This is a genomic window from Pseudomonas sp. BC42, assembly GCF_021560055.1.
GTDB lineage: Bacteria > Pseudomonadota > Gammaproteobacteria > Pseudomonadales > Pseudomonadaceae > Aquipseudomonas.
The window spans coordinates 3,918,881-3,943,778 of record NZ_CP091067.1 but is presented as its reverse complement, the minus strand read 5'-3'; the positions used below and the strand labels follow the sequence as shown (position 1 = coordinate 3,943,778).

28 protein-coding genes and 1 pseudogene are annotated in these 24,898 nt (G+C 59.5%); 12 read left to right on the top strand and 17 right to left on the bottom strand.

What is annotated here, in order from left to right; translation table 11 throughout:
- The first annotated feature begins 13 nt into the window (after nucleotides 1–13).
- Nucleotides 14–625 carry a hypothetical protein gene (locus tag L1O02_RS17500; protein WP_041117820.1) on the top strand — a complete coding sequence of 204 codons (612 nt, stop codon included), beginning with the start codon at nucleotides 14–16 and terminating at the stop codon, nucleotides 623–625.
- Nucleotides 626–635: 10 nt separating this feature from the next.
- Complete coding sequence (locus L1O02_RS17495; protein WP_108543230.1) at nucleotides 636–1,223, top strand: hypothetical protein; 588 nt, start codon at nucleotides 636–638, stop codon at nucleotides 1,221–1,223.
- A gap of 85 nt (nucleotides 1,224–1,308) precedes the next feature.
- Here L1O02_RS17495 and L1O02_RS17490 read toward each other — a convergent pair whose 3' ends face one another.
- Entirely contained in the window at nucleotides 1,309–1,863 is a 555-nt protein-coding gene (locus L1O02_RS17490) for a UPF0149 family protein (protein ID WP_060838964.1), read from the bottom strand.
- 95 nt (nucleotides 1,864–1,958) lie between these two features.
- A complete protein-coding gene (locus tag L1O02_RS17485; protein ID WP_060843381.1) occupies nucleotides 1,959–2,360 on the bottom strand; it encodes a hypothetical protein in 402 nt (133 codons plus the stop codon).
- A 122-nt stretch (nucleotides 2,361–2,482) separates the two neighbouring features.
- On the opposite strand from L1O02_RS17485, the gene L1O02_RS17480 reads away from it, so the two are divergent.
- Nucleotides 2,483–3,190, top strand: coding sequence for an RNA polymerase sigma factor (locus L1O02_RS17480; protein ID WP_235760256.1), 708 nt, complete (start codon nucleotides 2,483–2,485; stop codon nucleotides 3,188–3,190).
- 151 nt (nucleotides 3,191–3,341) lie between these two features.
- Here the strand turns inward: L1O02_RS17480 and L1O02_RS17475 are convergent, their stop codons facing one another.
- The 5 genes from L1O02_RS17475 to L1O02_RS17455 form a co-directional block, all read right to left on the bottom strand.
- A complete protein-coding gene (locus tag L1O02_RS17475) occupies nucleotides 3,342–3,623 on the bottom strand; it encodes a type II toxin-antitoxin system ParD family antitoxin (RefSeq protein ID WP_108543232.1) in 282 nt (93 codons plus the stop codon).
- A gap of 107 nt (nucleotides 3,624–3,730) precedes the next feature.
- Nucleotides 3,731–4,351: a LysE family translocator gene (locus L1O02_RS17470; RefSeq protein WP_108543234.1), complete on the bottom strand. Its 621-nt coding sequence runs from the start codon at nucleotides 4,349–4,351 to the stop codon at nucleotides 3,731–3,733.
- Nucleotides 4,352–4,522: 171 nt separating this feature from the next.
- Entirely contained in the window at nucleotides 4,523–5,095 is a 573-nt protein-coding gene (locus L1O02_RS17465) for an AidA/PixA family protein (RefSeq protein WP_060843384.1), read from the bottom strand.
- Nucleotides 5,096–5,116: 21 nt separating this feature from the next.
- The gene (locus tag L1O02_RS17460; protein WP_159426281.1) at nucleotides 5,117–5,269 is read right to left on the bottom strand and encodes a hypothetical protein; all 153 of its coding nucleotides are present in this window, start codon (nucleotides 5,267–5,269) and stop codon (nucleotides 5,117–5,119) included.
- A 50-nt stretch (nucleotides 5,270–5,319) separates the two neighbouring features.
- Nucleotides 5,320–5,949, bottom strand: a complete 630-nt coding sequence (locus tag L1O02_RS17455; RefSeq protein ID WP_108543236.1) for an alpha/beta fold hydrolase — start codon at nucleotides 5,947–5,949, stop codon at nucleotides 5,320–5,322.
- Between the two features lie 232 nt (nucleotides 5,950–6,181).
- On the opposite strand from L1O02_RS17455, the gene L1O02_RS17450 reads away from it, so the two are divergent.
- Nucleotides 6,182–7,378 carry a PrpF domain-containing protein gene (locus tag L1O02_RS17450; protein ID WP_108543238.1) on the top strand — a complete coding sequence of 399 codons (1,197 nt, stop codon included), beginning with the start codon at nucleotides 6,182–6,184 and terminating at the stop codon, nucleotides 7,376–7,378.
- A gap of 841 nt (nucleotides 7,379–8,219) precedes the next feature.
- Here the strand turns inward: L1O02_RS17450 and L1O02_RS17445 are convergent.
- Complete coding sequence (locus L1O02_RS17445; protein ID WP_108543240.1) at nucleotides 8,220–8,561, bottom strand: low molecular weight protein tyrosine phosphatase family protein; 342 nt, start codon at nucleotides 8,559–8,561, stop codon at nucleotides 8,220–8,222.
- A 189-nt stretch (nucleotides 8,562–8,750) separates the two neighbouring features.
- On the opposite strand from L1O02_RS17445, the gene L1O02_RS17440 reads away from it, so the two are divergent.
- The 3 genes from L1O02_RS17440 to katG all read left to right on the top strand — a co-directional run bounded on the left by L1O02_RS17440 (nucleotide 8,751) and on the right by katG (nucleotide 12,444).
- Nucleotides 8,751–9,308 carry a helix-turn-helix transcriptional regulator gene (locus tag L1O02_RS17440; protein ID WP_181321552.1) on the top strand — a complete coding sequence of 186 codons (558 nt, stop codon included), beginning with the start codon at nucleotides 8,751–8,753 and terminating at the stop codon, nucleotides 9,306–9,308.
- Between the two features lie 125 nt (nucleotides 9,309–9,433).
- Nucleotides 9,434–10,006 carry an HD domain-containing protein gene (locus L1O02_RS17435; RefSeq protein WP_108543245.1) on the top strand — a complete coding sequence of 191 codons (573 nt, stop codon included), beginning with the start codon at nucleotides 9,434–9,436 and terminating at the stop codon, nucleotides 10,004–10,006.
- Between the two features lie 257 nt (nucleotides 10,007–10,263).
- Nucleotides 10,264–12,444, top strand: coding sequence for a catalase/peroxidase HPI (gene katG, locus L1O02_RS17430; protein ID WP_108543247.1), 2,181 nt, complete (start codon nucleotides 10,264–10,266; stop codon nucleotides 12,442–12,444).
- A 61-nt stretch (nucleotides 12,445–12,505) separates the two neighbouring features.
- On the opposite strand, the gene L1O02_RS17425 is transcribed toward katG, so the two are convergent.
- The 3 genes from L1O02_RS17425 to L1O02_RS17415 all read right to left on the bottom strand — a co-directional run bounded on the left by L1O02_RS17425 (nucleotide 12,506) and on the right by L1O02_RS17415 (nucleotide 14,267).
- Nucleotides 12,506–13,159, bottom strand: coding sequence for a hypothetical protein (locus L1O02_RS17425; protein ID WP_231979031.1), 654 nt, complete (start codon nucleotides 13,157–13,159; stop codon nucleotides 12,506–12,508).
- Complete coding sequence (locus L1O02_RS17420; RefSeq protein ID WP_060838976.1) at nucleotides 13,152–13,772, bottom strand: hypothetical protein; 621 nt, start codon at nucleotides 13,770–13,772, stop codon at nucleotides 13,152–13,154. The genes L1O02_RS17425 and L1O02_RS17420 overlap by 8 nt, the downstream gene beginning before the upstream one ends.
- 66 nt (nucleotides 13,773–13,838) lie before the next feature.
- Entirely contained in the window at nucleotides 13,839–14,267 is a 429-nt protein-coding gene (locus tag L1O02_RS17415) for a hypothetical protein (RefSeq protein ID WP_108543249.1), read from the bottom strand.
- A 178-nt stretch (nucleotides 14,268–14,445) separates the two neighbouring features.
- Here L1O02_RS17415 and L1O02_RS17410 point away from each other — a divergent pair, with 178 nt between their 5' ends.
- From L1O02_RS17410 to L1O02_RS17400, 3 genes are all read left to right on the top strand, one after another.
- On the top strand, nucleotides 14,446–15,390 hold the full coding sequence (locus L1O02_RS17410) for an AraC family transcriptional regulator (protein ID WP_047336585.1): 945 nt from the start codon (nucleotides 14,446–14,448) through the stop codon (nucleotides 15,388–15,390).
- Between the two features lie 36 nt (nucleotides 15,391–15,426).
- Nucleotides 15,427–15,690 carry a hypothetical protein gene (locus tag L1O02_RS17405; RefSeq protein ID WP_060838979.1) on the top strand — a complete coding sequence of 88 codons (264 nt, stop codon included), beginning with the start codon at nucleotides 15,427–15,429 and terminating at the stop codon, nucleotides 15,688–15,690.
- A gap of 121 nt (nucleotides 15,691–15,811) precedes the next feature.
- Nucleotides 15,812–16,384, top strand: a complete 573-nt coding sequence (locus L1O02_RS17400) for a DUF1963 domain-containing protein (protein WP_235758386.1) — start codon at nucleotides 15,812–15,814, stop codon at nucleotides 16,382–16,384.
- Here the strand turns inward: L1O02_RS17400 and L1O02_RS17395 are convergent.
- Nucleotides 16,379–17,077 (bottom strand): phytanoyl-CoA dioxygenase family protein, encoded by a 699-nt coding sequence (locus tag L1O02_RS17395; RefSeq protein WP_235758384.1) that lies wholly within the window; start codon nucleotides 17,075–17,077, stop codon nucleotides 16,379–16,381. The two genes, L1O02_RS17400 and L1O02_RS17395, sit on opposite strands and share 6 nt — an antisense overlap.
- 431 nt (nucleotides 17,078–17,508) lie before the next feature.
- Here L1O02_RS17395 and L1O02_RS17390 point away from each other — a divergent pair, with 431 nt between their 5' ends.
- A complete protein-coding gene (locus tag L1O02_RS17390) occupies nucleotides 17,509–17,787 on the top strand; it encodes a DUF3077 domain-containing protein (protein ID WP_235758382.1) in 279 nt (92 codons plus the stop codon).
- A 159-nt stretch (nucleotides 17,788–17,946) separates the two neighbouring features.
- Here the strand turns inward: L1O02_RS17390 and L1O02_RS17385 are convergent, their stop codons facing one another.
- The 3 genes from L1O02_RS17385 to L1O02_RS17375 all read right to left on the bottom strand — a co-directional run bounded on the left by L1O02_RS17385 (nucleotide 17,947) and on the right by L1O02_RS17375 (nucleotide 21,635).
- A complete protein-coding gene (locus L1O02_RS17385) occupies nucleotides 17,947–18,654 on the bottom strand; it encodes a hypothetical protein (RefSeq protein ID WP_235758380.1) in 708 nt (235 codons plus the stop codon).
- Nucleotides 18,651–20,261, bottom strand: coding sequence for an RNA-directed DNA polymerase (locus tag L1O02_RS17380; RefSeq protein WP_235758378.1), 1,611 nt, complete (start codon nucleotides 20,259–20,261; stop codon nucleotides 18,651–18,653). Before L1O02_RS17380 ends, L1O02_RS17385 begins: the two co-directional genes overlap by 4 nt.
- Nucleotides 20,262–20,672: 411 nt before the next feature.
- On the bottom strand, nucleotides 20,673–21,635 hold the full coding sequence (locus L1O02_RS17375) for a hypothetical protein (RefSeq protein WP_235758376.1): 963 nt from the start codon (nucleotides 21,633–21,635) through the stop codon (nucleotides 20,673–20,675).
- A 482-nt stretch (nucleotides 21,636–22,117) separates the two neighbouring features.
- Between L1O02_RS17375 and L1O02_RS17370 the strand changes: the two genes are divergently transcribed.
- Nucleotides 22,118–22,876 carry a hypothetical protein gene (locus L1O02_RS17370; RefSeq protein WP_235758374.1) on the top strand — a complete coding sequence of 253 codons (759 nt, stop codon included), beginning with the start codon at nucleotides 22,118–22,120 and terminating at the stop codon, nucleotides 22,874–22,876.
- A 176-nt stretch (nucleotides 22,877–23,052) separates the two neighbouring features.
- On the opposite strand, the pseudogene L1O02_RS17365 reads toward L1O02_RS17370, so the two are convergent.
- Both L1O02_RS17365 and L1O02_RS17360 read right to left on the bottom strand, forming a co-directional pair.
- Nucleotides 23,053–23,460, bottom strand: a pseudogene (locus L1O02_RS17365) (cupin domain-containing protein); the annotation flags it as partial.
- 64 nt (nucleotides 23,461–23,524) lie between these two features.
- Nucleotides 23,525–24,400 carry a hypothetical protein gene (locus L1O02_RS17360; RefSeq protein WP_235758372.1) on the bottom strand — a complete coding sequence of 292 codons (876 nt, stop codon included), beginning with the start codon at nucleotides 24,398–24,400 and terminating at the stop codon, nucleotides 23,525–23,527.
- Nucleotides 24,401–24,898 lie beyond the last annotated feature (498 nt).

Here is a 24,898-nt window from a genome sequence, read left to right as displayed (position 1 = left end):
ATAAGGATATTTCGTGTTCAGAACCCTGCTCGGGGCCGCCGCCCTCATCGCCACCCTGGCGCTGACCGGCTGTGTCTCCTACAACGTCACCGGCCCGCTGGGCGCGCCGTTGCATCCCGCACCCATCAGCAGCCCGCGCACTGCGCAAATTGCCGATGTGCAAGTTACCGCCAGCGGTATCGACGACGCCACGCGCACCGCCATCAGCCGTTCCCTCACGGCCCAGCTGACCCCCTACGTCAAGAGCGCCGGCTACTTCCGCCAGCTCAGCGAATTCCCCACCCGCCTGGGCGAGGAAGACGTGGTGCTGAAATTCAACATGACCTCCCTCAAGGGCCACCGCGCGCCCCATCCGGGCTACCTGCCCGGGGCCTTGCTGACCCTGACCGTGTGGATCTGGGTCAACGGTCCGATCTACGTCGATACCTTCGACCTGGCCGGCGACCTGTCGATCGTCGACCGCAACGGCAAGGAACTGGCCAGTGCCAAGGAGCAGCTCAAGTTCGAGCGCAACGTCGGCCTGTATGGCCGCGAGTACTGGGCCCCGACCCAGGGCGCCAAACAGCTGAACGAACTGGTTGCCAAGTTGCTGGACAACGCCACTGCCCGCTTGGCGCAACACTAAGGAGAGTCCCATGTCGGGTTTCATCAAGCACACCCTGGTGCTCGCGGCGCTGCTGCTGAGCGGCTGCGTGTCCTACTCGCAACACGAACTGAGCGCTGTCGGCAGCTGGCCGCCGGCGGCACAGACCGCCGAACAAAAGCCCAGCGTCTTTGTCCGCACCACCGCCATGAACCAGGTCAACGGCGGCCCGGCCAATGCCGCCGCCGGCGCTCCGGCAGCCGCCTGGGAAACCGTGGTGGCCGATGCCTACCGCCAGTCCGGGCGCTTTGCCCGGGTCAGCACCGACAAGGTCGAATCGGACCTGTACGCCGAAGCCACCCTGTACAACAACGAACAGTTCAGCATGGCCTCGGCCATCATCACCGGCGCCACCTTCTTCGTGATTCCGTCCACGGCGAAGAACACCTTCACCCTGGAGACGGTGTTCAAGGACAAGGACGGCAAGGAGCTGGGGCGGATTCGCAAGAGCGAATCGGTGCGCACCTGGATGCAATTGCTGCTGATCGTCGCCATTCCTTTCCAGGCAGACACCCGCGACGTGGTCCAGCAACTGGCCCGCAGCACCCTGGATGAGGCGGTGCAGCGCAAATTGCTGTAGACCTCGCGCCGCTTGCCGGGCGCAGACAAAAACGCCGCGGGCTCCGATCGGAGCCCGCGGCGTTTTTCATGGGGCGCGGTTTATTTCAGCGCTGCGCCGCCCAGTAGGCATGCAGCGTGCGCGCGGCCGGTTCGATGGCCGCCACTTGCTGGCGATGCTGCTCCAGGTTCAGGTCGGCCGGCAGTTCGAAGTTGTCCTGTTCGGCGCAGTCGATGATCAACTGCAGCGCCTGGACCTGCGGCGCCGGCATCTCCGGCCAGTTGCCCACGGCCACGCCGCGCAGGTAGCCGAAGCACCATTCTTCGGCCAGCAGCAGGTCCTGGCCCTGGTGCTCGGTGTGTTCGAAGCGCGCCTTGAAGGCTTGCGGGGCCTGGGTCAATTGCACGGCCAGGGTGTTGATGTGGCGCACGCACAGGTCGATGAACTGCCGGCATTCCTCCGGGGTTTCCCAGGCCGGGTTTTCGCCGCCCCAGATACCCGGGAACCATTCGGCGATATCGACTTGAGCCGGGCCCGACACCAGCGCGGTGAAGTAACCGTCCAGCTCGCAGGGATTGAGCACCGAGTGGTCGTCGCCGTACTTGAGCAGGGTGTCTTCGATCAGTTCGAAGTCGGCGGCGTTCAGTGGGGTGTTTTGCATGAGGGGAGTCCTGGAAAAAGCAGCGGCAAGTTTCCGGGTTCACGGGCCAGGCTGCAAGCCTCAAGCGGCCAGCGCGAGGCCTGAACGAGCGGGGGTCAGGTGTCGCGCAGCAGGTCCTGGGCGTCCAGCAGGCGGTAGGCGATTTCCGGGCGGTTCTCCATGGCCCGGCGAATGGCGGCCGGAATCGCTTGCCGGGTCTTGCGGCACAGCCCGGGCAACTCGCCCAGGGAAATGGCGATGCCGCGCATGCTGCGCACTTCGTTGTCGCTGGGAGTGATCTGCACCCGGATGCCGAGTTTCTCCAGCATCTGGCGTTGCATGTGTTCCAGGTCCGCCAGGTCCTTGAGGTTCTCCAGGCGTTGGAGCAGGCGCTTTTCCTCCTGGCGTGTGAGCAAGAGGATGCGCAGGTCGGCTCCGGGGGTGTCCAGCAACTGCTCGCGCTCGCAGATGCAGGCGCCGGGCGGACAGGGTTGGCGAAGGGCGGGGCTGGGGTTCATGGGAAACCATCATAGCGAGCCGGACGCGGCGCGCAGAGAAATATATGCACGAGTGTGCATCCGTTTCCTAGGCTTGTTCGTAGGATTGTTGCCTCGGCGGTAAAGGGGGCGAGCTGATGAGCATGGAGATCCTCGACATGGAATCTTTGCAGCACCTGCCGCTGACCGCCGTCAGCGACGACTTGCAGTTATTGCCGCGCCTGCTGGCCGGCGAGCAGCAGGCCTTTCGCGAACTGGTCAGACAGCATCAGGGCGCCATGCGCTCGGTGGCCCTGGCGATTGTCGGGCAGCGGCACGTCGATGACGTGGTGCAGGACGCCTGGCTGGCGATTGTGCACAACCTTGGCGGCTTCCAGTGCCGCTCCAGCCTCAAGACCTGGATGCTGACCATCACCGCCAACGCGGCCAAGGGCTGCTACGTGCAGAACCGTCGCGAGGCGGGTCGCTTCGTGCGGCCGGCCCAGGCGGGCGAGCAGCGCTTCGCCGAGGAGGGTGACTGGGCGCCGCCGCTGGAGTGGCACGAAGACAGCCCGGAAGCCTTGCTGTGCGCCGAGCAACTGCGTGGCTGCCTGGAGCAGACGCTGAACAGCCTGCCGCTGTTGCAACGCCGGGTCTTGTTGTCCCGTGAGCGCCAGGGCCACGCGCTTGAGGCCATCGGCGGGCAGTTGGGTATTTCGCGCAGTCATGTTCGCGTGCTGTTGCATCGCGCCCGCTTGCAGCTATTTGCCGCCCTCAAGCGCCATCAGATGGGCGCCTTCGATCCTGTCGCGGGCGGGCATCGGCGGCGGGCCTCGACCGCCATCAAGACGCCGACGTTCCGGGTGTTTTGAGTGCGGGGCGTGTTCATTCGCCTACGGGAGCCGCGGCTCACGATGGCGTCGGTATAGCGTTGGGCAATGTCTGGCGAGGCTGCCGTGGCCATATAGCGATAAAGCGCGGTTAGCTGCTCCAGAGCTTCTGGAGCAAATTCGACGGTGTGCGTCATTCCAGTTTGTTGCGGGCGTTCTGGTGCTCTGCTGACAACCGAGCACGGACCTGATCGGCACTGAGTGTGTGTGAAGCGTCCGCTTTCAAGGCATCGTAGGCGGTTGCCACCTGGTCGGTGAGCCAGCTTTCCACGGCTCGATCACGGGCCATCAATGCCCGCAGGCCATCGCGTATGACTTCACTTTCGCTGGCATATTCACCAGTCGCGACTTTGGCCTTCACCGCGTTGGCCCTCTGGTTTGGCAGCGTGATGCTCAATTGCTGAGTGCTACGCATGGGGACTTTCTCCGGCTGGATAGGATTTAATCCTGCCCTCGCACCGAGCAAAATGCCTAGAACCCCTCATCCATGGGCTGTACCCGTCCGACTGAAGGGACGATCCTCTAGCCGCGACGCGCCATCAGCAGCACCGACGCCGCCCCTGACAACAGCAGCGCACAGCCGCGATTGAACAGGCGCTTGCCCCGGGGGGCGGCGAGCCAGCGGCGCATGTGCAGGCCCATGTAGGCGTAGGCGCAGATGGCGATCCACTCCAGCCCCAGGAACAGCGCCCCCAGGATCAGGAACTGCGGGCCCATCGACTGCGCCGGATCGACGAATTGCGGCAGGAAGGCGGTGAAGATCAGGATCGCCTTGGGGTTGCCCGCCGCCACCAGGAACTCCTGGCGGGCCAGGGCCCAGAGGCCGACGCGGGCGCTGTCCTCGCTCGCTTCAGTGCCGGGATGGGCCCGCCACAGTTGCCAGGCCAGGTACAGCAGATAGCCTGCGCCGAGGATCTTGATCCCATGGAACAACAGCTCCGAGGTTTGCAGGACCACCGCCAGGCCGGCGGCGGCCAGGGCGATCATGGCGGCGAACGCCAGCAGCCGGCCGGCACCCGCCAGGCAGGAGTGGCGATAGCCGTAGCGGGTGGCGTTGCTCACCGACAGCAGGTTGTTCGGGCCGGGGGCCATGTTCAGGGCAAAGCAGGCGGGGATGAACAGGCTCAGGGTGGCGAGATCCATAAACTCTCCAATAGGGCATGGGGGTGGGGCCCACTGCATCGGGAGTCGCGCAAATGACCGGAACGCTGCTGGGGCGGGACGGACAAAAATAGTGGCAGGGCCGGGGGTAGGGCAAGAGGGCCCGTGCATCCTCTCCCTGGCCGGGCAGGGAGAGGGTGCTTCGCGGCGGACTTAGCGGATCGAGAAGTACGGGTCCCAGGAGCAGTAGCCCAGCACCTTGTTGTCACGGTCGACGATCATGAAGGACCAGGTGTAGGTGACCCGGGTGCAGACGCGGGTGGCGTCGGCCTGCCAGTAGAAGGTCTTGACGTTCTGCGGGATCGGCTGACCGGCGGGGTTGTCCCGGTTGATGATGGGCAGTGGTGTGCTCGGCAGCACCGTCGGCACCACGTTGGTCAGGTAGGGGTTGGGGTCCTCGCTCAGCGGCGGGTGGGTCTGGGTGTACTGGTAGAGGATCACCGAGTAGTACAGGCCCTTGGACAGGCTGGTGGCGCGCCAGCGCAACTGGTCGCCCTGACGCAGGTTGACCGCCAGCTCGGATCCGCCGTCGGCGCCATCGGCATTGCTGCGCCGCACCACCATGTAGACCACCAGGTCCGAGAGTCGGTCGTTGCCGTCGTAGATGTTGTAAAGCTGGGAAGGGTTGGAAGCGTCCTGGCTGAGTTTGAAGAGTCCCTTTTCGGCACTTTCAAGGATGGTGTCCACATCGATGGTGATGAGGATGTCCACAATGTTGTCGTTCATGTCCAGCTCCCTGCTGTCGCGTTAGACGCCTGGAATGCCCAGGCAAGCCTGCATCGGTTTTCCATGGCGCGGCTGCTGGGCATCGGCGCTCGGGGCCTGGACGAACGGGCAGCGAGCGCGGTGCACTTGCATGCAGTCGCGAGTGGAATCTAGATCCTCGATACGCTTAGTCAAATGGCTCCTGGCAAAAAAACGCGGCGCAAGACGAGCGGTGCCGGCCGCCGCTAGGCGGCGCCGATCGACTCGCCGTTCAAGTGCCGATCGAGCCAGGGGGCGACCTGGGCCGCGTGGCTCAGGCCCAGGTCATGGTCGGCCCCGGGCACGATGCGCAGGCAGGCCTGTGGCAGCAGGCTGGCCAGACGCTGGCCCACCGCCAACGGGCTGATGGGGTCGCAGTCGCCCCACAGCAGCAACACCGGCATGCCCAGCTCCCCCAGGCGCGGACCGAGATCGCTGTGGTCATCGATGAACCAGCGGGGCAGCTGCGGGTAGGCCGCGGCATAGTCGCCGCGCCAGTCCGTGGCGCCCAGCTCGCCCATGTCCACGCCACCGGAGGTGACGCTCAACACCAGATGGGTGATCAGCTCCGGCCGCGCCAGGGCCGCCCGCACCGCGAGGATGCCGCCCATGGACTGGGCCACCAGCGCGGTGGGCCGGTCGATGCGCTGCAGCACCAGGTCCAGCAGATCGTCCATGCCCTGCACGTCTGGCTGTGGCGGGGTGTCGCCGAAGCCCGGCCAGCCCAGGTGCACCTGCCGCGCCGGATGGCGCAACTGCGCGGCCAGGGGGTGCCAGAATTGACGATTGCCCGAGGCGCCGGGCAGAAACAGCAGTTGTTGGGGGGCTTGGGGCATGGCATCGCTCCGGGTCCATGGGCGGTGGGTTGAACCCTCGCGCGGACAGGGGCCACCGGGCGGCGCTAGAAAATACGGTGCTCGGGGGCGGTGAGCAAGCGCCGCATCAGGCGAGCGCCGCGCGCCAAGCTGGCGCCCCGGGACCCGCCGCCAGGGTTTATCATGCGGCGCTGCGGCCCGTTGCCCGCCCGAGCGGGGGCCGTCCCTTTCGCCCACCGTGGAGGCGCCCGCCATGCCCGATCTGCAAAAGCCTGCTGCTATCCCTGAGTTCCCCGTGTGCCACGCCCGGGGTGGCACCTCCACCGGGCTGATCCTGGCCCGCGAAGCGCTGCCCCGGGACGAAGCCCTGGTGGAAGAACTGCTGCGCCACCTGATGGGCGTGCCCCTGCACGGCGAGTGGCCGGGCAATACCCAGATCACCGGCCTGGGCCGCGGCGGGCCCACCAGCAACAAAGTGTTCATCGTCGAACGCCGCCCCGGCGAGACGCGGATGATCAGCACCCTGGCGCAACTGGCGGCGGGCAAAAGCGCCATCGACTGGAGCGTCAACTGCGGCAACATGTCCGCGGCCCTGCCGCTGTACGCCCTGCAACGCGGCTGGCTGCAGCTCGGGGAGGGCGGCGGGCAGATCGAGATCTACAACAGCAACACCCAGACCACGATGTATGCGCGCCTGAGCCTGCGCGACGGTCGGCTGCTCAGCGACACGCGGATTCCCGGGGTCAACGGGGTGTTTCCCGGGGTCGACCTGTTTCTCGACAAGCCGGTGGGAGCCAAGACCGGCGCGCTGTTTCCCAGCGGGCAACGGGTCGACCTGCTGGATGGGATTGCCGCCACCTGCATCGATGTGGCGGTGCCCATGGTCATCCTGCGCGCGGCGGACCTGGGCAAGACCGGACAGGAAAGCCCGGCTGAACTGGACGCCGACCCACAGTTCAAGGCGCGCCTGCTGGAGCTGATGGTGCTGGGCGGGCTGCGCATGGGCCTGCGCCAGCGCGACGGCCGCCTGATGAGCGCCGACGACCTGCGGCGCAGCGAAACCATTCCCAAGATCTGCATCGTCAGCCCGGCGCGCGAGGGCGGTGATATCGCCACCCGCTACTTCACCCCACAGAACGCCCACCCGTCCCTGGCGGTGTCCGGCGGCTGCTGCCTGGCCGCGGCCTGCCTGGCCGAAGGCACCGTGGCCCATGCCCTATTGGCGCGGGCACCGGCAATAGGCGAAGGGAAGGGCGAATACCCGCTGGCGATTGAAAACCCCGCCGGAGTGCTGGAGACCCTGATCAATGCCCGACAGGTGGCCGGGGAGCTACTGATCGACGGCGCCGCCTACCGGCGCAGCGCGCAGATTCTGTTGCAAGGCAGCACCCCGCTGTACAACGCCTCCCCCGAACTGACCGCCGCCCTTGGCGCCGCACACCGCGCCTGACCCCGCCCCGCATCCGCCTCATGTAGCCGCTGCCGAAGGCTGCGAACGAGCCACAGGCTCGCCAGCGATCTCACTACCGCCGAGGCCCCTGCGGTGCCTTGCGCAGCCTGCGGCAGCGGCTACAGAGGAGCCCGTGACGCCAGCGCCAGCATCCGCTTCGTGTAGCCGCTGCCGAAGGCTGCGAACGAGCCGCAGGCTCGCGGCGATCTCACTACCGCCGAGGCCCCTGCGGTGCCTTGCGCAGCCTGCGGCAGCGGCTACAGGAGTGCCCGTGACGCCAGCGCCTGCATCCGCCTCGTGTAGCCGCTGCCGAAGGCTGCGAACGAGCCGCAGGCTCGCCAGCGATCTCACTACCGCCGAGGCCCCTGCGGTGCCTTGCGCAGCCTGCGGCAGCGGCTACAGGGGGGGCCGTGATGCTAGCGTCTGCATCCGCTTCGTGTAGCCGCTGCCGAAGGCTGCGAACGAGCCGCAGGCTCGCGGCGATCCCCCAACCGCCGAGGCCCCTGCGGTGCCTTGCGCAGCCTGCGGCAGCGGCTACAGAGGAGCCCGTGACGCCAGCGCTAGCATCCGCTTCGTGTAGCCGCTGCCGAAGGCTGCGAACGAGCCGCAGGCTCGCGGCGATCTCACTACCGCCGAGGCCCCTGCGGTGCCTTGCGCAGCCTGCGGCAGCGGCTACAGGAGTGCCCGTGACGCCAGCGCCTGCATCCGCCTCGTGTAGCCGCTGCCGAAGGCTGCGAACGAGCCGCAGGCTCGCCAGCGCTCTCGCAACCGCCGAGGCCCCTGCGGTGCCTTGCGCAGCTCCACCCGCACCTCAGGCGGGGCCCTGAATGCCAAAGGCATATCAGCGAGCCGCGTCACCATCGGGAAGAAACTGCGGCACCTTCTGCCGCAGCAACTGGATCAACTCCGGGTCCATGAAGTCGTAATCATCGGGAATGTTCAGGCACACAATCTGCTGGTTGTTCAACTGCGCCTTGAAGCGCTTGCGCAGTTTTCCCCGGTGGCGGGTTTCCATCACCACAATCAACCCGGCCCATTGCACCAGCTCCGGGCCCAGGGGCACTTCGGCATCGTGATTGAGCCCGGCGGAGGCGGTCTGGATCCCCGGCCAGTCGGCAAACACCTGCTCGGCGGTGGGGCTGCGCAGTTTGTTCTGGCTGCAGACAAACAAGACATTGAGCATTGGGCCGAACTCCTTGGCACAGACGCCCGGCCCGTAAAGGGCAGGGCAAAGGCGCTGATTTTTCGGGGCTTTGGCCGCGCTGTCCAGCAACTTGTGACGCGCCGGGCGGATGGCGTTGGTCAGCCCCGGTTGCCCGCCAAGGGCTGTGGCTGCGAAACTGCCAGCCCCTTGACTTGCATCGCTCACGCCATGTCCGCAGCCCTGTTCACCTCACCCCATCTGGGCCTGGCCCTCAGGCGCTGGCGCCTGTTGCACCGGGTCAAGCAGCAGCACGCCGCCGAGCTGTTCGGTGTGGCGCAGTCGAGCATTTCCCGCTGGGAAAACGGCCGGCAAGCCATGGAGCCGGCAGAGCGTGCGCGCCTGGAGCAACTGCTGGCGGCCAACCTCAGCGCCGCCGCCGATCAGGCCCTGGCGCGGCTGGTGAACGACAGCCCGCGCGCCGTGCACTTGGTGTGCGACCTGACCCACCGCCTGCTGGCCTGTTCGCCGACCCGCGCCGCACAATTCGGCGTGCCCTTGAGTGAGCTGCTGGGCCAATCGCTGTGGGGCTTTTGCACCGAGGAAATCGTGCGCAAGGAAGCCGCCCTGGATGACCTGGGCTGGCGCGCAGTGCTGGCGCCGCCGTCCCTGGAGTTCTTCAGCGGCCACAACGATTCGGCCATCGTGCCCATCGCCCCCAGCCAGTGCCGCTGGACCCGCCTCAACCTGTCCGACGGCAACGCCGTGCGGCTGGTGGAAACCCTCTGACGCGCTTGTCGAGGCACGCCACGCATATTTTATCCGTGGACCGGTTGCTGCCCGCTGGCTAGTCTGGCAAGCCTTCGTCCGCCGCCCCACGGCGCGGGCCTCATTCACGTGCAGCAGGCTTGTCCATGACCCCCGAACTCCTCAGCGGCCGTCTCGACTTTCTCCGTGAAGCGGAAAAGCTCAAGGACGTGCTGCGCAGCGCCCACACCTCCAGCGGCCGCCAGGAAAGCACCGCCGAGCACAGCTGGCGCCTGTGCCTGATGGCGCTGCTGTTCGAAGACCAACTGGGGGACCTGGACCTGCTGCGGGTGCTGAAACTGTGCATCGTCCACGACCTGGGGGAAGCCATTCATGGCGACATCCCGGCGGTGGCCCAGGCCGCCCACCCGGACAAGAGCCAACAGGAACGCGACGACCTGCAATACCTCGCCCGGGCCCTGGACGCCCCGGCCCGCCAGCGCCTGCTGGAGCTGTGGGATGAATACGAAGGCGCCGCCAGCGCCGAGGCGCGCGCGGTCAAGGCCCTGGACAAGCTGGAAACCCTGCTGCAACACACCCAGGGCCAGAACCCGGCGGATTTCGACTACGGCTTCAACCTCGATTACGGCCGCCGCTACACCGACGCCAGCCCGTTGTTCCAGGCCCTGCGCCAGCAGATCGATGCCGACACCCGGCGCCGCCTCGAGGCCCAGGGCTGAGCGGCGGTTCACGATCGGCGGTGCCTGGCTCAGGCACCGCTGAGCATGCCCGGGCAGCACTCGCAAAAGGATGAACAGGCTCCGACAGGGGGCAGGGCGCCCGCTTGGGGCCTGGCACGGGTCATGGTTTTTTTCTGGCAGGGTCATCAAGCGAAGCTATTTTTACCTTCGCTTGTCCTTCACTACGCTTTTCACACGGTTGTCCAACCCGGGGCCAACGTCGAGCGGCAGGTTTTCGATGACCGAAGGAGTGATCCATGTCCAATGAATCCAAGTGCCCGTTCAAACACACCGCCGGCGAAGGCACCAGCAACCGTGACTGGTGGCCCGGCCAACTGAACCTGAAGATCCTCCACCAGCACTCGCAGCTGTCCGACCCGATGGCCGAGGACTTCGACTACGCCGCCGAATTCAAGACCCTGGACCTGGCCGCCGTGAAGCGCGACCTGCTGGCCTTGATGACCGATTCCCAACCCTGGTGGCCGGCGGATTTCGGCCACTACGGCCCGCTGTTCATCCGCATGGCCTGGCACAGCGCCGGCACCTACCGCATCGCCGATGGCCGCGGCGGCGCCGGGGGTGGGCAGCAGCGCTTCGCCCCGCTCAACAGCTGGCCGGACAACGTCAGCCTGGACAAGGCGCGGCGGCTGATCTGGCCGATCAAGCAGAAATACGGACGCAAGCTCTCCTGGGCCGACCTGATCATCCTCACCGGCAACGTCGCCCTGGAATCCATGGGCTTTAAAACCTTCGGCTTCGGCGGTGGCCGCCAGGACGTCTGGGAGCCGGACGACCACGTCTACTGGGGCAGCGAAACCACCTGGCTCGACGACCAGCGCTACAGCGGCGACCGCGAGCTGGAGAACCCCCTGGGGGCGGTGCAGATGGGCCTGATCTACGTCAACCCGGAAGGCCCCAACGGCAACCCCGACCCCCTGGCCGCGGCCCGGGACATCCGCGAAACCTTCGCCCGCATGGCCATGAACGACGAAGAAACCGTGGCCCTGATCGCCGGCGGCCACACCTTCGGCAAGACCCACGGCGCCGGCCCTGCGACCCACGTCGGCCCGGAACCGGAAGCCGCCGGCCTGGAAGAACAGGGCCTGGGCTGGAAAAGCAGCTTCGGCACGGGCGTTGGCGGCGACGCCATCACCAGCGGCCTGGAAGTGATCTGGACCACCACCCCGACCCGCTGGAGCAACGACTTCTTCGACCACCTGTTCGGCTACGAATGGGAGCTGACCACCAGCCCCGCCGGCGCCCACCAATGGCAACCCAAGGCCGGCGCCGGGGCCGACAGCGTGCCCGACCCCCACGACCCGAGTAAACGCCGCACGCCGTCGATGCTCACCACCGATCTGGCGCTGCGTTTCGACCCGGCTTACGAGGCCATCTCCCGACGCTTCCACCAGCACCCCGAGCAACTGGCCGACGCCTTCTCCCGCGCCTGGTTCAAACTCACCCACCGCGACATGGGCCCGCGCGCCCGTTACCTGGGCCCGGAAGTGCCGGCCGAAGAACTGATCTGGCAAGACCCGATTCCGGCGCTGAACCATCCGCTGATCGACGCCCAGGACATCCAGCAGCTCAAGGGCCAGATCCTCAATTCCGGCCTGTCCGTGGCGCAACTGGTGTCCACCGCCTGGGCCTCGGCCTCGACCTTCCGCGGCTCGGACAAGCGCGGCGGCGCCAACGGCGCACGGATTCGCCTGGCCCCGCAAAAAGACTGGGAGGTCAACCAACCGCAGCAACTGGCCCAGGTGCTGCAAAGCCTGGAAGCCATCCAGAGCGCCTTCAACAGCGCGCAGACGGGTGGCAAGCGCGTGTCCCTGGCGGACCTGATCGTCCTCGGCGGCTGCGCGGCGGTGGAGTTGGCGGCAAACAATGCCGGCTACAGCATCAGCGTGCCCTTCGCCCCGGGGCGCATGGACGCCAGCCAGGAACAGACCGACGTCGACTCCTTCGCCGTGCTGGAGCCCGTGGCCGATGGCTTTCGCAATTACCTCAAGCCGGTCAGCGGCGTCACCGCCGAAGCCCTGCTGGTGGACAGAGCGCAACTGCTGACCCTCACCGCCCCGCAACTGACCGTGCTGCTGGGCGGCCTGCGGGTGCTGGGGGCCAACGTCGGGCAAGCGCCCCACGGCGTGTTCACCGCGCGCCCGGGCACCCTGAGCAACGACTTCTTCGTCAACCTGCTGGACATGGGCACCCAATGGAAACCCCTGTCCGAGGCCCGCGAGCTGTACGAAGGCAGCGACCGCACCACTGGGCAATACAAATGGAGCGGTACTCGGGTCGACCTGCTGTTGGGCTCCAACTCGCAACTGCGGGCTTTGGCCGAGGTGTATGCAGCGGCGGATGCGGGAGAGAAGTTCGTGAAGGACTTTGTCGCCGCCTGGGACAAGGTGATGAACCTGGATCGGTTCGATCTGCGCTAAAAGGGGAGCAAACCGGGTAATACGACAACGCCTCCCTAGGGAGGCGTTTTTCATGGCCCGGCTACTGCCCGGCACCCACCCGTTGCACCTCCGGGAACAGCTGGCCCAGGGTGCTGCGGGCCTGGGCCGCATTCAGGTAGGCGTAGAGCAGGTCGGTCAGGGCTTGGAAATCCAGGCGCTGGCCATCGAGCATCGGGTTGAACAGCCACAAGCGCACGCGCATGCCGGCGGCCACCGGCCAGGCGTGGGGCGCGGCCAGGGATTTGAAGCAGGCCGGCGCCAGGGTCGGTGCACGGCTACCGGCCATCACCGAGAACACCAGCCCCAGGCTCAGGTGGCGCTGCTCCAGTTCGAAACCATCGAAACATACCCAGGGAGTGGGTTCGGGCGCATTGGCGAACTGCAGGGTGTCGGGGGTCAGCGCCAGCACCTGCTGGCCATGCCGCCGACGCAGGGCTTCGGCCGCCGCCAGGCCCACAAGCCCGGCGCCCAGCATCAGCGCCCCGGGCAGCCAGAACCACAGCTGGGCAGAGCGCAACTGCCAGGCCGAAGGCAGGCTGGCCAGCCAACCGCCCACCAGCACCAGCAGCAGGGAAAGCAGGGCCAGCATGACTGCTTGCCCAAGAGAGCGCTCACGAATCTCGCAACGGCGCTGGGGGCCATCTGCATCGGCCTGCAGTTGCAGCAGCAAGGCTTCTTTTTCGGCGTTATCCACGGCCTTGCAACTCATCCAGCTGCTGTTGTGCATTAGCCGCCTGGCAGTAGGCATCCAGAAGCGCGGCGATGTCATCGATGGCCAGTTTGCGCCCCGCGCTCATCAAGCCGGCGGAATGAATGCGAATGTGGGGTTCGGGGCTGTGGAACGCCATGGCCTGGTTGCCGAACACCTGGCGCACGGGCCTGTGGGTCGGCAGTGGGCAGCCCGGGCGCAGGGTCAGCTGCTGCAGGGTCAGCAGCCCCTCATCCTTGACATGGACATCCACCACGTCCGTCAGGTTGACCGGTGCACTCAGGGAATCCACGAACAGCTGGCGTCGGGTCAAGCGCATGAAGGCATGCTGGCCAGCGTGGCGATGCTGCCAGGTCACCAGGGCGAACAAGGCGGTCAGAAACAGCCCGCACAGCAGCATGCCGGTCTTGCCCTGGTGGATGCCCCAGGCCAGCATCGCCAGGGAAATCAGGGTGAACAGCGGCCCCAGCACCTGATAACGGCGCGTATTGGTGAATTCGCTCTGCTCGGGCACACGCTGGATCACCTGCTGGAGCTGGGTGATCACCTGTTCGCGCTGAGCGTCGCGAGATGCATCGGGTTGCAGCGATGAAGTCATAAACAAGTCCTTGATTCACAGAAAACAAAGCGGTCGAGCGCCTGGGTGCCGGCGCTCCCCCAGGGCTCACCGGGCCTTGAGGTAGTCGGTAAGGAACGCCTGGGCATCACCCTGGCTCGACAGGTTCTCGTCATAGCGCACCCGCACCGGCGCGGCTTCACCCGGCAGGTACAGCTCGCCCCAACCCTCCTGGAGCACCAGCACCACGAATTTCTGCCCGTCGACGGTCGTGGCGTAGCGGGTATCCTTTGCGGTCTTTTCCACGGCCATTTTCTGGATGCGCAAGTTCCAGTCGTGATCCACGTCCGCCACCTGCACCAGGGCCTGATGCTCACTGCGCTCACCGATGCGCAAGGTCCAGACCTTCACCCCCTGCTGGCCGACATAGGCCGCCAGTTTATCCGCCACCGGGGGCCGCTCATCGGCCTGGACCAGACCGCTTCCCAGGGCCAGCGCCATGGCCCACACGGCCGTCCATTTGCAATAAAACTGCATGGTTCAAACTCCTAACATCTGAAAAAGCCGCTCATTGAAGTCGGCACCTGCGGCCCTGCCAAGCGCTTTGGCCGTCATTCACAAGAAAAATTCCGACGCTCACAACCACCGCTGCGCAAAGTGTGAGTGAGTTACCATTGGCCGCCGTAGCAACCCCACCCATGGACCCGCTTTGCCGATGGAATGCTGGAACCCCTACCTCGATACACAATTCTGCTTCGACCGGCCGGTTGGCCTGGCCCGCGCCGGGGTGTTCGACCCCAGTGCCCGGCGGGTGATGGGCAGCGCCGTCGGCCACTATCGCGCCCGTACCGTGCGCCCGCACTTGCAGTACTTCGACTGCAACCTGCAATTCCCCGATCCGCTGCGCATCCACAAGGTGTTGCCCGACAGCCTGTGCATCGTCCAGGTGCTGGCCGGGCAATGGCAGCACCGGATCGACGGCCAGCTCCACCACTACACCCCCGGCGCGCCTCAGGCCCTGGGCCTGAGCGAGACCATGGAAGCGCTGGACCAGATGCCCGCCGGCAGCCACGCCCGCATGGCCGGCCTGCGCATCGCCGGCAGCTATTTGCGGGAACTGGCCGAGGAAGACCCGACGCTGCAGCCCTTGCTTGGCCTGCTGGACGACGGCATCCGCTTTCGCCAGTTTCAACGCTGCCGGGCGCTGGGCAGCTTGCTGGAGCGGCTCTACCAAGCGCCGTACCAGGGCGCCCTGCAACGCCTGCACCAGGAAAGCCTGAGCCTGGCGGTGCTGGTGGAACTGGCGGTGCACCTCCAGGGCCAGCGCCCTGCGGCGCCCACGGTGCGCGGGCAACTGGACCTGGCCCACGAAGCCCGCCGCCAGCTCGACGCCCACCTGCTGGACCCGCCCGGCAGCCAGGCGTTGGCCCAGCAACTGGGGGTAGGGGAGACCACCCTGCGCCGCGCCTTTGCCCAGGTATTCGGCCAGTCGATGCTGCAGTATGTGCGGCGCCAACGCATGGAGCTGGCGCGCACCCTGTTGCGCCAGCGCAAATGGCACGTGGCGCAGATCGCCTACCGCCTGGGCTACGCCAACCCGGCCAATTTCAACCACGCCTACAAGGCCCACTTTGGCCATCCGCCCGGCGCGGAAGGCTAGCGCAGGCGCACCCCAGCCCCTTGAGGAACAACCCCCATGAGCCAATTGACAGCACTGATTGCCCAAGCCAAAGCCGGGCTATCGGTCCAGCAAGACATTCCCCAGGAACGCTGGGAGGCCATCGCCACCCAGTGCGGCGCCGAGGAAATCGCCGAAATCAAAACCCGCATCGCCTCACTCAAGGCCGCCCGCGAAGCGGTGGAAGACTGGGACGGCGACACCCGGGATGACCTGTACTTCGCCATCGCTGATTTTACCCGCCTGCTGGAACTGGCCACCGCCCACGCACAAGGTGAATGAACCTGCCGGCTGAGCGCACAACGGATTATGTCGAGAGCAGCGAGGGCGCCGTGCGCCCACGCAACCATCTGGGCAACGGCACACCTGAGAGGAACAGCCCCTGTTTAACGAACTAGTGTTTTTGCCCGAAGGCCCCGACCAGGGCTCCGCCTACCTCGGCGGCAACCCCTACCTGCCTGAGTCCATCCCGTGGCCCACCGACTCGATGGGCGTCCCCTTGCTGCATCTTGCCAGCCTGCCGGCCAGCGTTATCAATCGATACCTTGCCGGCATGCAATTGAATGAGGAGCTGGTGGTTTCGCTGTTTACGCCTTACTCAATCGTCAGCGATGCCTACATCGAGCAAGCCATGCAAGAGGGCGGCAAGGTGCTGGCCTACAGGCCCGCGGCGCGACAGGTGGATGGTTACGGACAGCCCATCACCCCGGCGCGGCGAATCGCAGTGGTTGAAAATCCGGGGCAGGACAGCGACGAAAACGGCCTGGCCAAGATCGCCGGAATACCCGCCTGGATTCAGGGGCAAGAGACACGCCCAGGCTTGAACTATGTGCTGCAGATCAACAACTCCCGGCTGAACAGGGCCGCTCCAGGGCACAAGGGCATTTTGGTCGGCGGAACCGGCTATCTGCTATTGAAGCAAGGCATTGATGACGAAGACCTGATGGCCGGGGCCCTGATCATCCAGAGTTCATAAGACAGGGGGCGGGCCCTCAGCCCACGAGGGCAAATTCTTGGGATCGAAGCGCTCGCGGGTGTCCATCTGAACATTGCGCTGGCTCGCGGTTTGCTGCTGGCTGGCGTACAGCGGCTCGGCAAAGTAACTGATCAGCAGCGAACGCCGGCGCGCGCCACTGGGATTGCGGCAGGCCCCGTGCACCAGATCGACATCGAACAGCAGAATGTCCCCCGCAGCACCGGACAGCTGCACCGCGCGGGATTCATCGGCGAAGTCGAACGGCGGCTCATGCGCACCGGGGCGATGACTGCCGGGAACCAGACGCGTCGCCCCGTTGTGCGGCCCATAGTCGTCGAGATAGGCGATGGCATTGACCACATCCCCCGGCCGCTGCACCGACAAGTCACGGTGCAACACCTGATGACCGCCCCCGGCCACGGGCTCACGGCCCTCCACCTGGGACAGATAGAAACGCTCGCCGATCAACTCGCCCACCACCGCCAGCACCTGTGGCAAGCGGCACAGGGCCTGCACCTGTGCATCCGTATCCAACTGCGAATGGCGCCAGTCCCAGCCACGGGGCACGGGCCATTGATCCGACGGCTTTACCCCGGCATCGAAGGTGGCGCGCAGGTCCGCCAGCCAGTCGAGCGGGATGGCTTGGCGTAGCAGGGTATAGCCATTGCGATGGAGTTGTTCACGGGCGGTCATGGGGAGCTGGATATCCTTATCTGCAATAACGTGCCGAGCATACCTGTGGGCAAAAGCCCTGGACATAACCGGCGACGGTTTAGCCATTGCACCAACGCGAACAGCCGCCTAGTCTGCTGCGGTCGCTGCAAAATCAGCGACCGGGCCTGAGAACCCGGTAAGATGCAGGCGCACAAGCGCCCGCCCATGAATGCAGGCGCATTTTTGTGCCCGTCTGTTCGTGTTATGGCGGCTGTGCGTGGGAGACCTTCGGGTCTGCCGGGTTCCTGTATCTCCGGTTTCTCAGCCCGCGCACAGCTGCCACCCACTCGCCTGAGAACGAAGGTGGCAGCTCTCATTACTGATATGGGAGTTTCAATCATGTACGCCCGTAATCTGTGTGGACTTTCCCTTCGTAGTACCCGTCTTCTGGCTGTTGTAGGAGGTGTCCGATGAGCAGTTCAGCATCAGTCAAGACACTGGGTTTCGTCACCTTTGGCAGTTGTGCCGATCCTGAACTAGAGCTGTTTCGCGTGAATGCTGACGTGCCTTTGGAGCTTGCGTTGGAGTACGCCTCTACATTGCTGTACTACGCCAAGAAACTTGCACTTGATGCCGCTATGGAAGAGCAGGGGGAACGGTATGCTTGGGCTGCGTATTTTTTGGCGGAGATGGGGAAGGCGGTTATTGATGATGTGGGGCTGGGGCTGGGGGAAAGGGATCTAAATTAAGGGGAGCTTGGATAAATATATAGAGGCCGCTTATTAGTACTAAATAAGCGGCCTCTGTATAGTTTGAGATGTGAGTCTGGTTGAATGTTAATTTGTTTGTTAAGTTAAGTTTTATTGTGGGATCGAAAAAAGCTTGTCGTTTTTCACTATTTCGATAAGTTATCTAGAAATTGCAAGCTGAGTCATGCTGCCTGCAAGATTCGATAAAACATCGCTCTCACGCATGCCGCTCAGTTCTATGCATAGTCTGTCTAAAGTTCGCTCCCAGTAATATCCGTTTCGAGGGTTAAATAAGCCAACTTTAGAAAAGTTTAATTCTCCTTTTGAAAACGCTAGGCTTGAATAGATTAAAAGTTGCTTTATGTCGCTGACTCTGAAGCCTCTATCGCCAGCTTTGATTTCATAAAGGCAGTCTTCATATATTAAATCCCCTTCACATGCAGATACCACGCCGCAACCAGAGAATTTTGGCCTGATCTGAATATTGTTCTTGGCGGGAAATGACAGCATTAAATTGCGCGTCATTCCGAGTACTTCTTGCTTGCATAAATTGTCAAGCTCTAGTGTGGCCGAATTTTTGTCTCTTGTTATTCTTAATATGTATTTGTTAACGCTTTCTATGCACTCTTGAGTGATTGATAATATAACCTCTCTTTTAGGTTGTAGTCCGGCCGCTCGCGCGCGACTGAAAGTCTCAAATGCTAGCTCATTTAGAAAGCCTCTTAAGTTTATAGGAGCTACATTATCAATGGGTGATACTTGGCGAGCAATTTTTAAGTTTTCCCTGCGCCAGTAAGTGTCAGCGAGAGGAATGATTTCGTGCCATAACGATGTAAAACTGGAAGAGAAATGCTGTTCCGATATCATACTGGAACTCTCCAGCCTTGAGGGTTTTTTTGTTTAGAGTCTGCTGCCCAAGTTAGTATTAGTTTCTCAAAATCATTTAGCTCATGCTTTACCGAGTCACGCCAATGCTTTCCCTCGTCTTCAAGAATATAAGAGCTAATTAACATGGCTCTACGCTCCCAAACTGTTAGCGTAGAGTAGCTTTTTCGGCAATTAGATATCCAGTGATCTGCGCCTCGATGGGCCATCATTAGTATGATATCCCTTTTTATCATCATGCTCAGAGGCTGTTTGTAAAGTAGTGATAATAGTCTTTCTGATTCTTCGGATAAATCTGCGGAAAGTACTCTCAGTGTGTACGATAAGTTTGTTGGTACTTGTGTTATGTAAGATCCGGAAGAAATAAGTCCTCTTAGCTTTAAGAAAAGTTCCTCTTTTACGTTGCGGTCGAGAGTGTCAAGTAATCCGCGGCATAAAAGCATGACTGCTGGATATATGGGGTATAAAAGATCTAGGCTATTTATAAGGGACTTGATTGCGTCATTCTGTACTGCTGGCTTCAAGTGCTTTAATGCAGATATCAGTCTCCTGGATAATCCCTCATCAATACGGCTCTTAGATAGTTCTCGACCAAGCATGCCAACAATATCGAATTTTGATAGCTCGGCCTTGAGTTTTTCATAATCGCTTTCAGCAGTTTGAGAGTAAGGGTCAAAGTAGACGCGAAGACGTCTGAATGCTCGTTCTTCTGTGTCGCGCTCAGCTTCATGTTCCTCCGGGGCTGAAAATTCGGAAGTTGATAGAAACTCGTTTGAAGTCATTATTCTTGTTTTTGTTTTTTGTAATGATAGCCCTTCATTGGTTAATAGTAAGTCGTTGATTGATATTAGTGCGGAATATGCTTCTTCCTTGTTTTTTGCGAAAATAACGAAGTCATCAACAAAACGGCAGAAAGTTATGGATTCACTTACTAAGAGACGGTCAACTCTATTTAAAAGGATCTCGCTGAGTATCCTTGCGGCAGCTCCACCCACAGGTAAGCCATATGAAACGTTGTCAGAGATTGATTGGAGTATCGTCATAATTCGGTTGATTATATCTCCATTGCTAGTGGCTTTCTTAAGTGCGTTCTCTAAACGGTGATGATATATTCTTGGATAAAAATCGGATATGTCGCATCGAAGTACGTAGCTGTTGTTTTGTGCGTGCTCAATCGATGCGTGTTGAAAGTTTTGCCAGCCGACTTCTTTGTCAAATAATGATCCGGTTGTGTTGTCCGGCTTGAATCTATAAGAAAAAACTATGTCCGAGCCTAATCTTTTGTTCTCGATCTGCTCTGCAATTGTTAGAACGAGGGAAAGTAAATATACGTTCCAAATTGGATCTATTTGAGTGCCCCATCTGAATCCGCTATATCCAACCACAGATAGGTTTTTGGCTGTCAGAATGGGGATTTCTTTTACCGCGACATCAAAGTCTTTATCAATTTTTTCTAAAACGGTGATAACGTCATCTGCTTTGTCATTAAAGATATGGTTTTCTATTGGGTAGGGAAAAATGTCGGTGTCGCCAAATTTTGCGATGTTTTTAACTGCTAGTCTAAAAGTGTCTTTCTTTATTAATGGCATGCTCTTTTCCGTGAGTCTGTTGTAGTAAGGGAAGGTGTGTGGATCTGGTGGTATTTATTTTTTGTTGCATTTTTTATAAGGGGTCTTATCTGAGTAGCTGTGATTAGTGGGCTAGCTCTCGGAGATGTACAGAGTTTCTGTCTAATGTTCTTAGCATAGGATGAGAAAAATTCCAGTAACTCAATGAAAATCTCCAAACCTTCCATGTATTCTTGCATGTGTGATTGGTGATTTCATGTTTGTAAGACGCCGTGATCTGTTGGTGAGGTTTTGATCAGTCATAGCGTAATGGTCAAAAAAAGAATACTCCTGACCGTTTTCTATCTGTCGTGACAGGCAGATGTAGCCAGAAGCTTGCCGGTGGTAACGGGCAGAAAACAGCCAGAATAGAATGGTTGCGAAAAAATGACTTTATCTTCGTTTGTTATTTAATCTTTCGATCTGTCTTTCCAGATTTTCGATTCCACTCTCTAAGTCGGTAATTCCAGCGCTGACAGACTCTTTCTTGTCGGCTATAGAGTCAATAAACATTTCATAAGCTTTTACTTTATTTAATAAGGCTACGTGGTTGACCAGTTGATCCTTTAACACAGAGAGGAATTCTTTTTCGTCTGGATAACCAGCATCAGGAGGAATATGGAGGCTTTCGCTTCGGCTTTTTAAAAAAGACGTCACTTCATTATACTCTTTCCATGATCTCACAAACTTTATACTGGCTGAGTATCTACCAAGAATTTTTCTGATGGCGTTCTCTTCACTTTCGGGGCAACAGATTATTTTTATTGTATGGTAAGGGAAAGCGAGCCCATTAGGATCGGTGTAACGCCACTCTCTCTCCCACATATAGCCTTGAAAAGGCTCTTCTTCGAGCAAAGGAGTCGTCAAAGGATAGATTTTGTCGATAAGCGATTTAAAGAGCGAATAAACTTGTTGGTCAGCTATCGGCAGTCGGTCGAAATGGTTTTTGATTTTGTTAATGTCTGATGTAAGTTGGCTATCGGCATACACGCAGGGGCGCACATTATATTTAACCAACTCACTTTTATCGAAGCCGATGCCGAAGCGCTGGTCGTTACTCCAGCGCATATAGCTTCTGTAACGGAAGAAGTCTAGCGCAAAAGTTGGGGACTCAGTAAAGCACACAACCGGTGCGTTATAGGTTCCTGATGATTCAGGAATACATGATCTCAAAAAGCCTGTGTTTTCAGGTAATGTCACTCCTGCGCCTGTCAGTATAGAAGTAAGAGCTTCACCCCCAGTCATGTGAAATAGAAATGGCGACATGTCTGGCTTTTCGACTGACGTGATTTTGAAGGTGGGAGTGTCTATTTTAAACGCTTTCCAGCGAATGCCAGACGATGGAGGCTTTAACATTGGTAATTACATCCATTGTAAACGGTAGTCGAGAATGATATCGGAGTGACATTATTGTGTCGACATTTACGAATGTGCAGCTGTGTGCATCCCGAAAAACAACTGACAGACATATGTGACCTTGAGTAGCAATCGCGGTTTCCAAGCTTGCTTTCCTCCGCACGCTTAGGGCTTACCCATATGCCGAGCAAAAATTTAATTCTTATGCATTCAAAAAGTCAACGATTCTGACTGCGGTTGTGGGTGCTACGATATCGGCTGGATTGTTTACCCTCCCGATTGCGGCGACCAGAGCTCAATAAACGTGCCGGTTATGCTAAATGGGCGAGTTCCTCCGTTTGAAGTATTAAAATACGAAGATTGTTTTTCAGCATAGTAGGGCTGAAGAGCTGAGGCGGTTGGAAACGATTATTCTGTTTTACCAATGGATGAGCAATTCAGCTGTGGTCATAATCACAGCTAAAACACAAAGGACGTTCCCAGTGAAAAAAGCTTCTCTTAAGAGTTTTTTGGCTATTGTTTCTGTTTTTTTAGCTACATTCGCATGCGCGAATGAACGCAATCTAAAAGTATCCGCAGAAAGTGAAGCGCTGTACTTCAAAGCGCTGCCTTACCTGGAAAAAATCGATGAAGTACAAAACGATATGTTCACTTTTCGAAAGCAGTTAGCAGTCAACGAAAAGGTGCCCGACCAAAAAAATGAACAATATAGAGACGAAATGCTTCCGCTTGTAAAAGAAGGAATGCCTTTGCTCAAGCGTTCAGCTGAAGAAGGCAACCCAGCAGCGCAGTACCGTCTAGCGTTGATGTTGTCGACTTTTGAATCTCGCGATCAAGTCGCCGAAAAGGTCTGCATTCTCCTAAAATCCAGTTTCAGTAACGGATTTACTCCAGCGGGTTTGCAGATGCTTTTCTATTGCTTCGATGAGGTTAAAACACCTGGGTATCGGTCACTTGTCGAGGCGTTGCCTAATGATCAAACCCTGTATAGCAGGTACTACCCCCAGCCAACGATGATGCCGAGTTGCGATAGAAATAGCCGCTCTGACAGCAATCCAATCGTGTTGCTCGACGAAAAAAGTTTTCGCGCCAACCTTTATATGAGTATGGCGACTCAAATGTTGACGCAAAACCTTAAGCAAGAGCAGGTGCGGTTTCTCAATAAAGCCGCCGAGCATGGATGCACCAGGGCAATAGAAAGGCTAAAGCTCAGCAGCGCCACTAATGGAGCTCACCCGTAACTGGGAGCACATGATTAACCGCGCCTGGAATGAGATGGACGAGCAACCCGCTCTACTGACCGAGGTCCAGTTCAGAGAGTGGTTACGGCAGCAGTTCTACTTCCCAACCCGTGATGGCTGATCATCAGCAAGCAAAAGAGCGGTGCAGGGCGCTACCGCTCAACCTCACCCAACCCTCAAAACGTCGGCGGCGTAATCACCCACAACACCACCGCATCCTCCTCCCCAGGATTCCCATACTTATGTGGCTCCTGGCTGGAAAAGCTAAAACTATCCCCTTCACTCAACTGGAAATACCGTTCCCCCACCCACAGCTCAAAGCTCCCCGACAGCACATACCCGGCTTCCTCGCCCTCATGGCTATAACTCTCCTTGCTGTACGTCCCCGGTGGAAACCGTGAGTGCAGAAACACCAGTTGCCGGGTCGGTTGTGGGGCCAGCAGTTGATCGATAATCCCGTTCTCATAATTCACCTGCGGTCGCTGTTTCTTGCGCACGACATAGCCCTGATCTTCGGGCGCGGTCTGGCTTTCGATGGCGAAGAACCATTGGATGGTTATGCCCAGGCCGCGGATGTGGATGTTCAGGAACTGTGGGCCGCGGTTTCTGATTTTCTAAGTACAAATCTATGAGCCGCAATTGAACTGGCTATGGTGTAGCTGCTCCACCCCCTGAAGCTTTCTGTGAGTCAATCGTCTGAAATCCTGGAATAGAAAAGGTTTTAATTAACGTATTCCGGCGTTGGGTTAAATCCAGGATCCCATCAGCTAACTCCTTTTTTTTGATCGCGTCACTGGCGATGGCTTGGTCGGCAAGGAGCTTTTGGTTGTTCGCAATTGCAGCATCTAGTCGTTGTATAGATCCATCTAGATCAAGTGTACTCACACCATAACGTTGATTGGCACGGTTTAAAATACTCGATATCGCTATTGGGATTGAGCATAACTCATGGTACTTAATTGCATCTGCGATAGCTGCTGCGCCACTGTAGATATTTAATGGTTTCTCCTGTAATGGCGTTATTCGAACGAGCTCAGTCTTTCTCAAACCGCCAATTTCCTTGGCGACTGTTGGGATTAATTCGCCTCCGTACATCTCGTTGTTTATTGAAGATCGCACTTCGTTAGTCACTGCGGAGGTGCCAGCAAGATTCTGCGCAGCCCTACCGCCTACAACAGCTGCAGCTGCAGCTGTAGCAGTGGTAATGGCGCTATACCAAACGTTTGTAACAGCCCTTCGTCCATATATTGATGAGATGAAATCTCCACAATAGATATCGGAGGTTGAAATTAGCTTGAATTGTTCTTTGTTGCGTGTCGCTTCATCTTTTATTCTGCTGATGATTGTTTCTGAGTCCTCTATTTTTGTAGTTGAAACATCGACAATACTATCTGCTCGATTAGGCGGTGTGAGGTGTAAGGGACGATTTGAACAAGCTGAAATTATCACCGCTAAAGATACTGTCAGTCCTAGGCTAACCAGGCGCAAGCGGTCTGATCTAAGGATCGTAGAGCTTTTATCCATCACTCCCTGCTCCAAGTATCTCGATAGCTTTTTGCCATCGCGCTACATCGGTATAGCAGCAAATTGCGATGATGCTAGGAGCTCAAAAAAAGAAAAAACTAGCTTTTGTCTCGCTGTCAGGGGCCTCACTGACCTCAACCCGCATGTCCTCGCGCTGCTAGCCAGCGCCTCTGAAATAGTCAGACTTTCAGAGCTGCTGGCATGCTGATTGGTTGAGATGTCTTCAGATCAAGGTCCTACTTCACTGGTCACGATGACGAGTAAGTCATGACTTCTAACAGCTTTGAGTGGTGGTTCCTCTTGGTTTGTGCCGATCTCGTTGGAGTGAAGTTATCTGAATTACCGGTCTCAATCTTCGCTAGTCAAGAAGCTATCCGTGCTTTCTAGTTCCCTATTGCCAAATAGGAATTCGACCATTCACTTCGCGGCAGATCAGGCTGATTTCTGTTCGGAGAACTATTTGACCTTCATACAGTGCTGAGTAGTTATGTCTCCCTC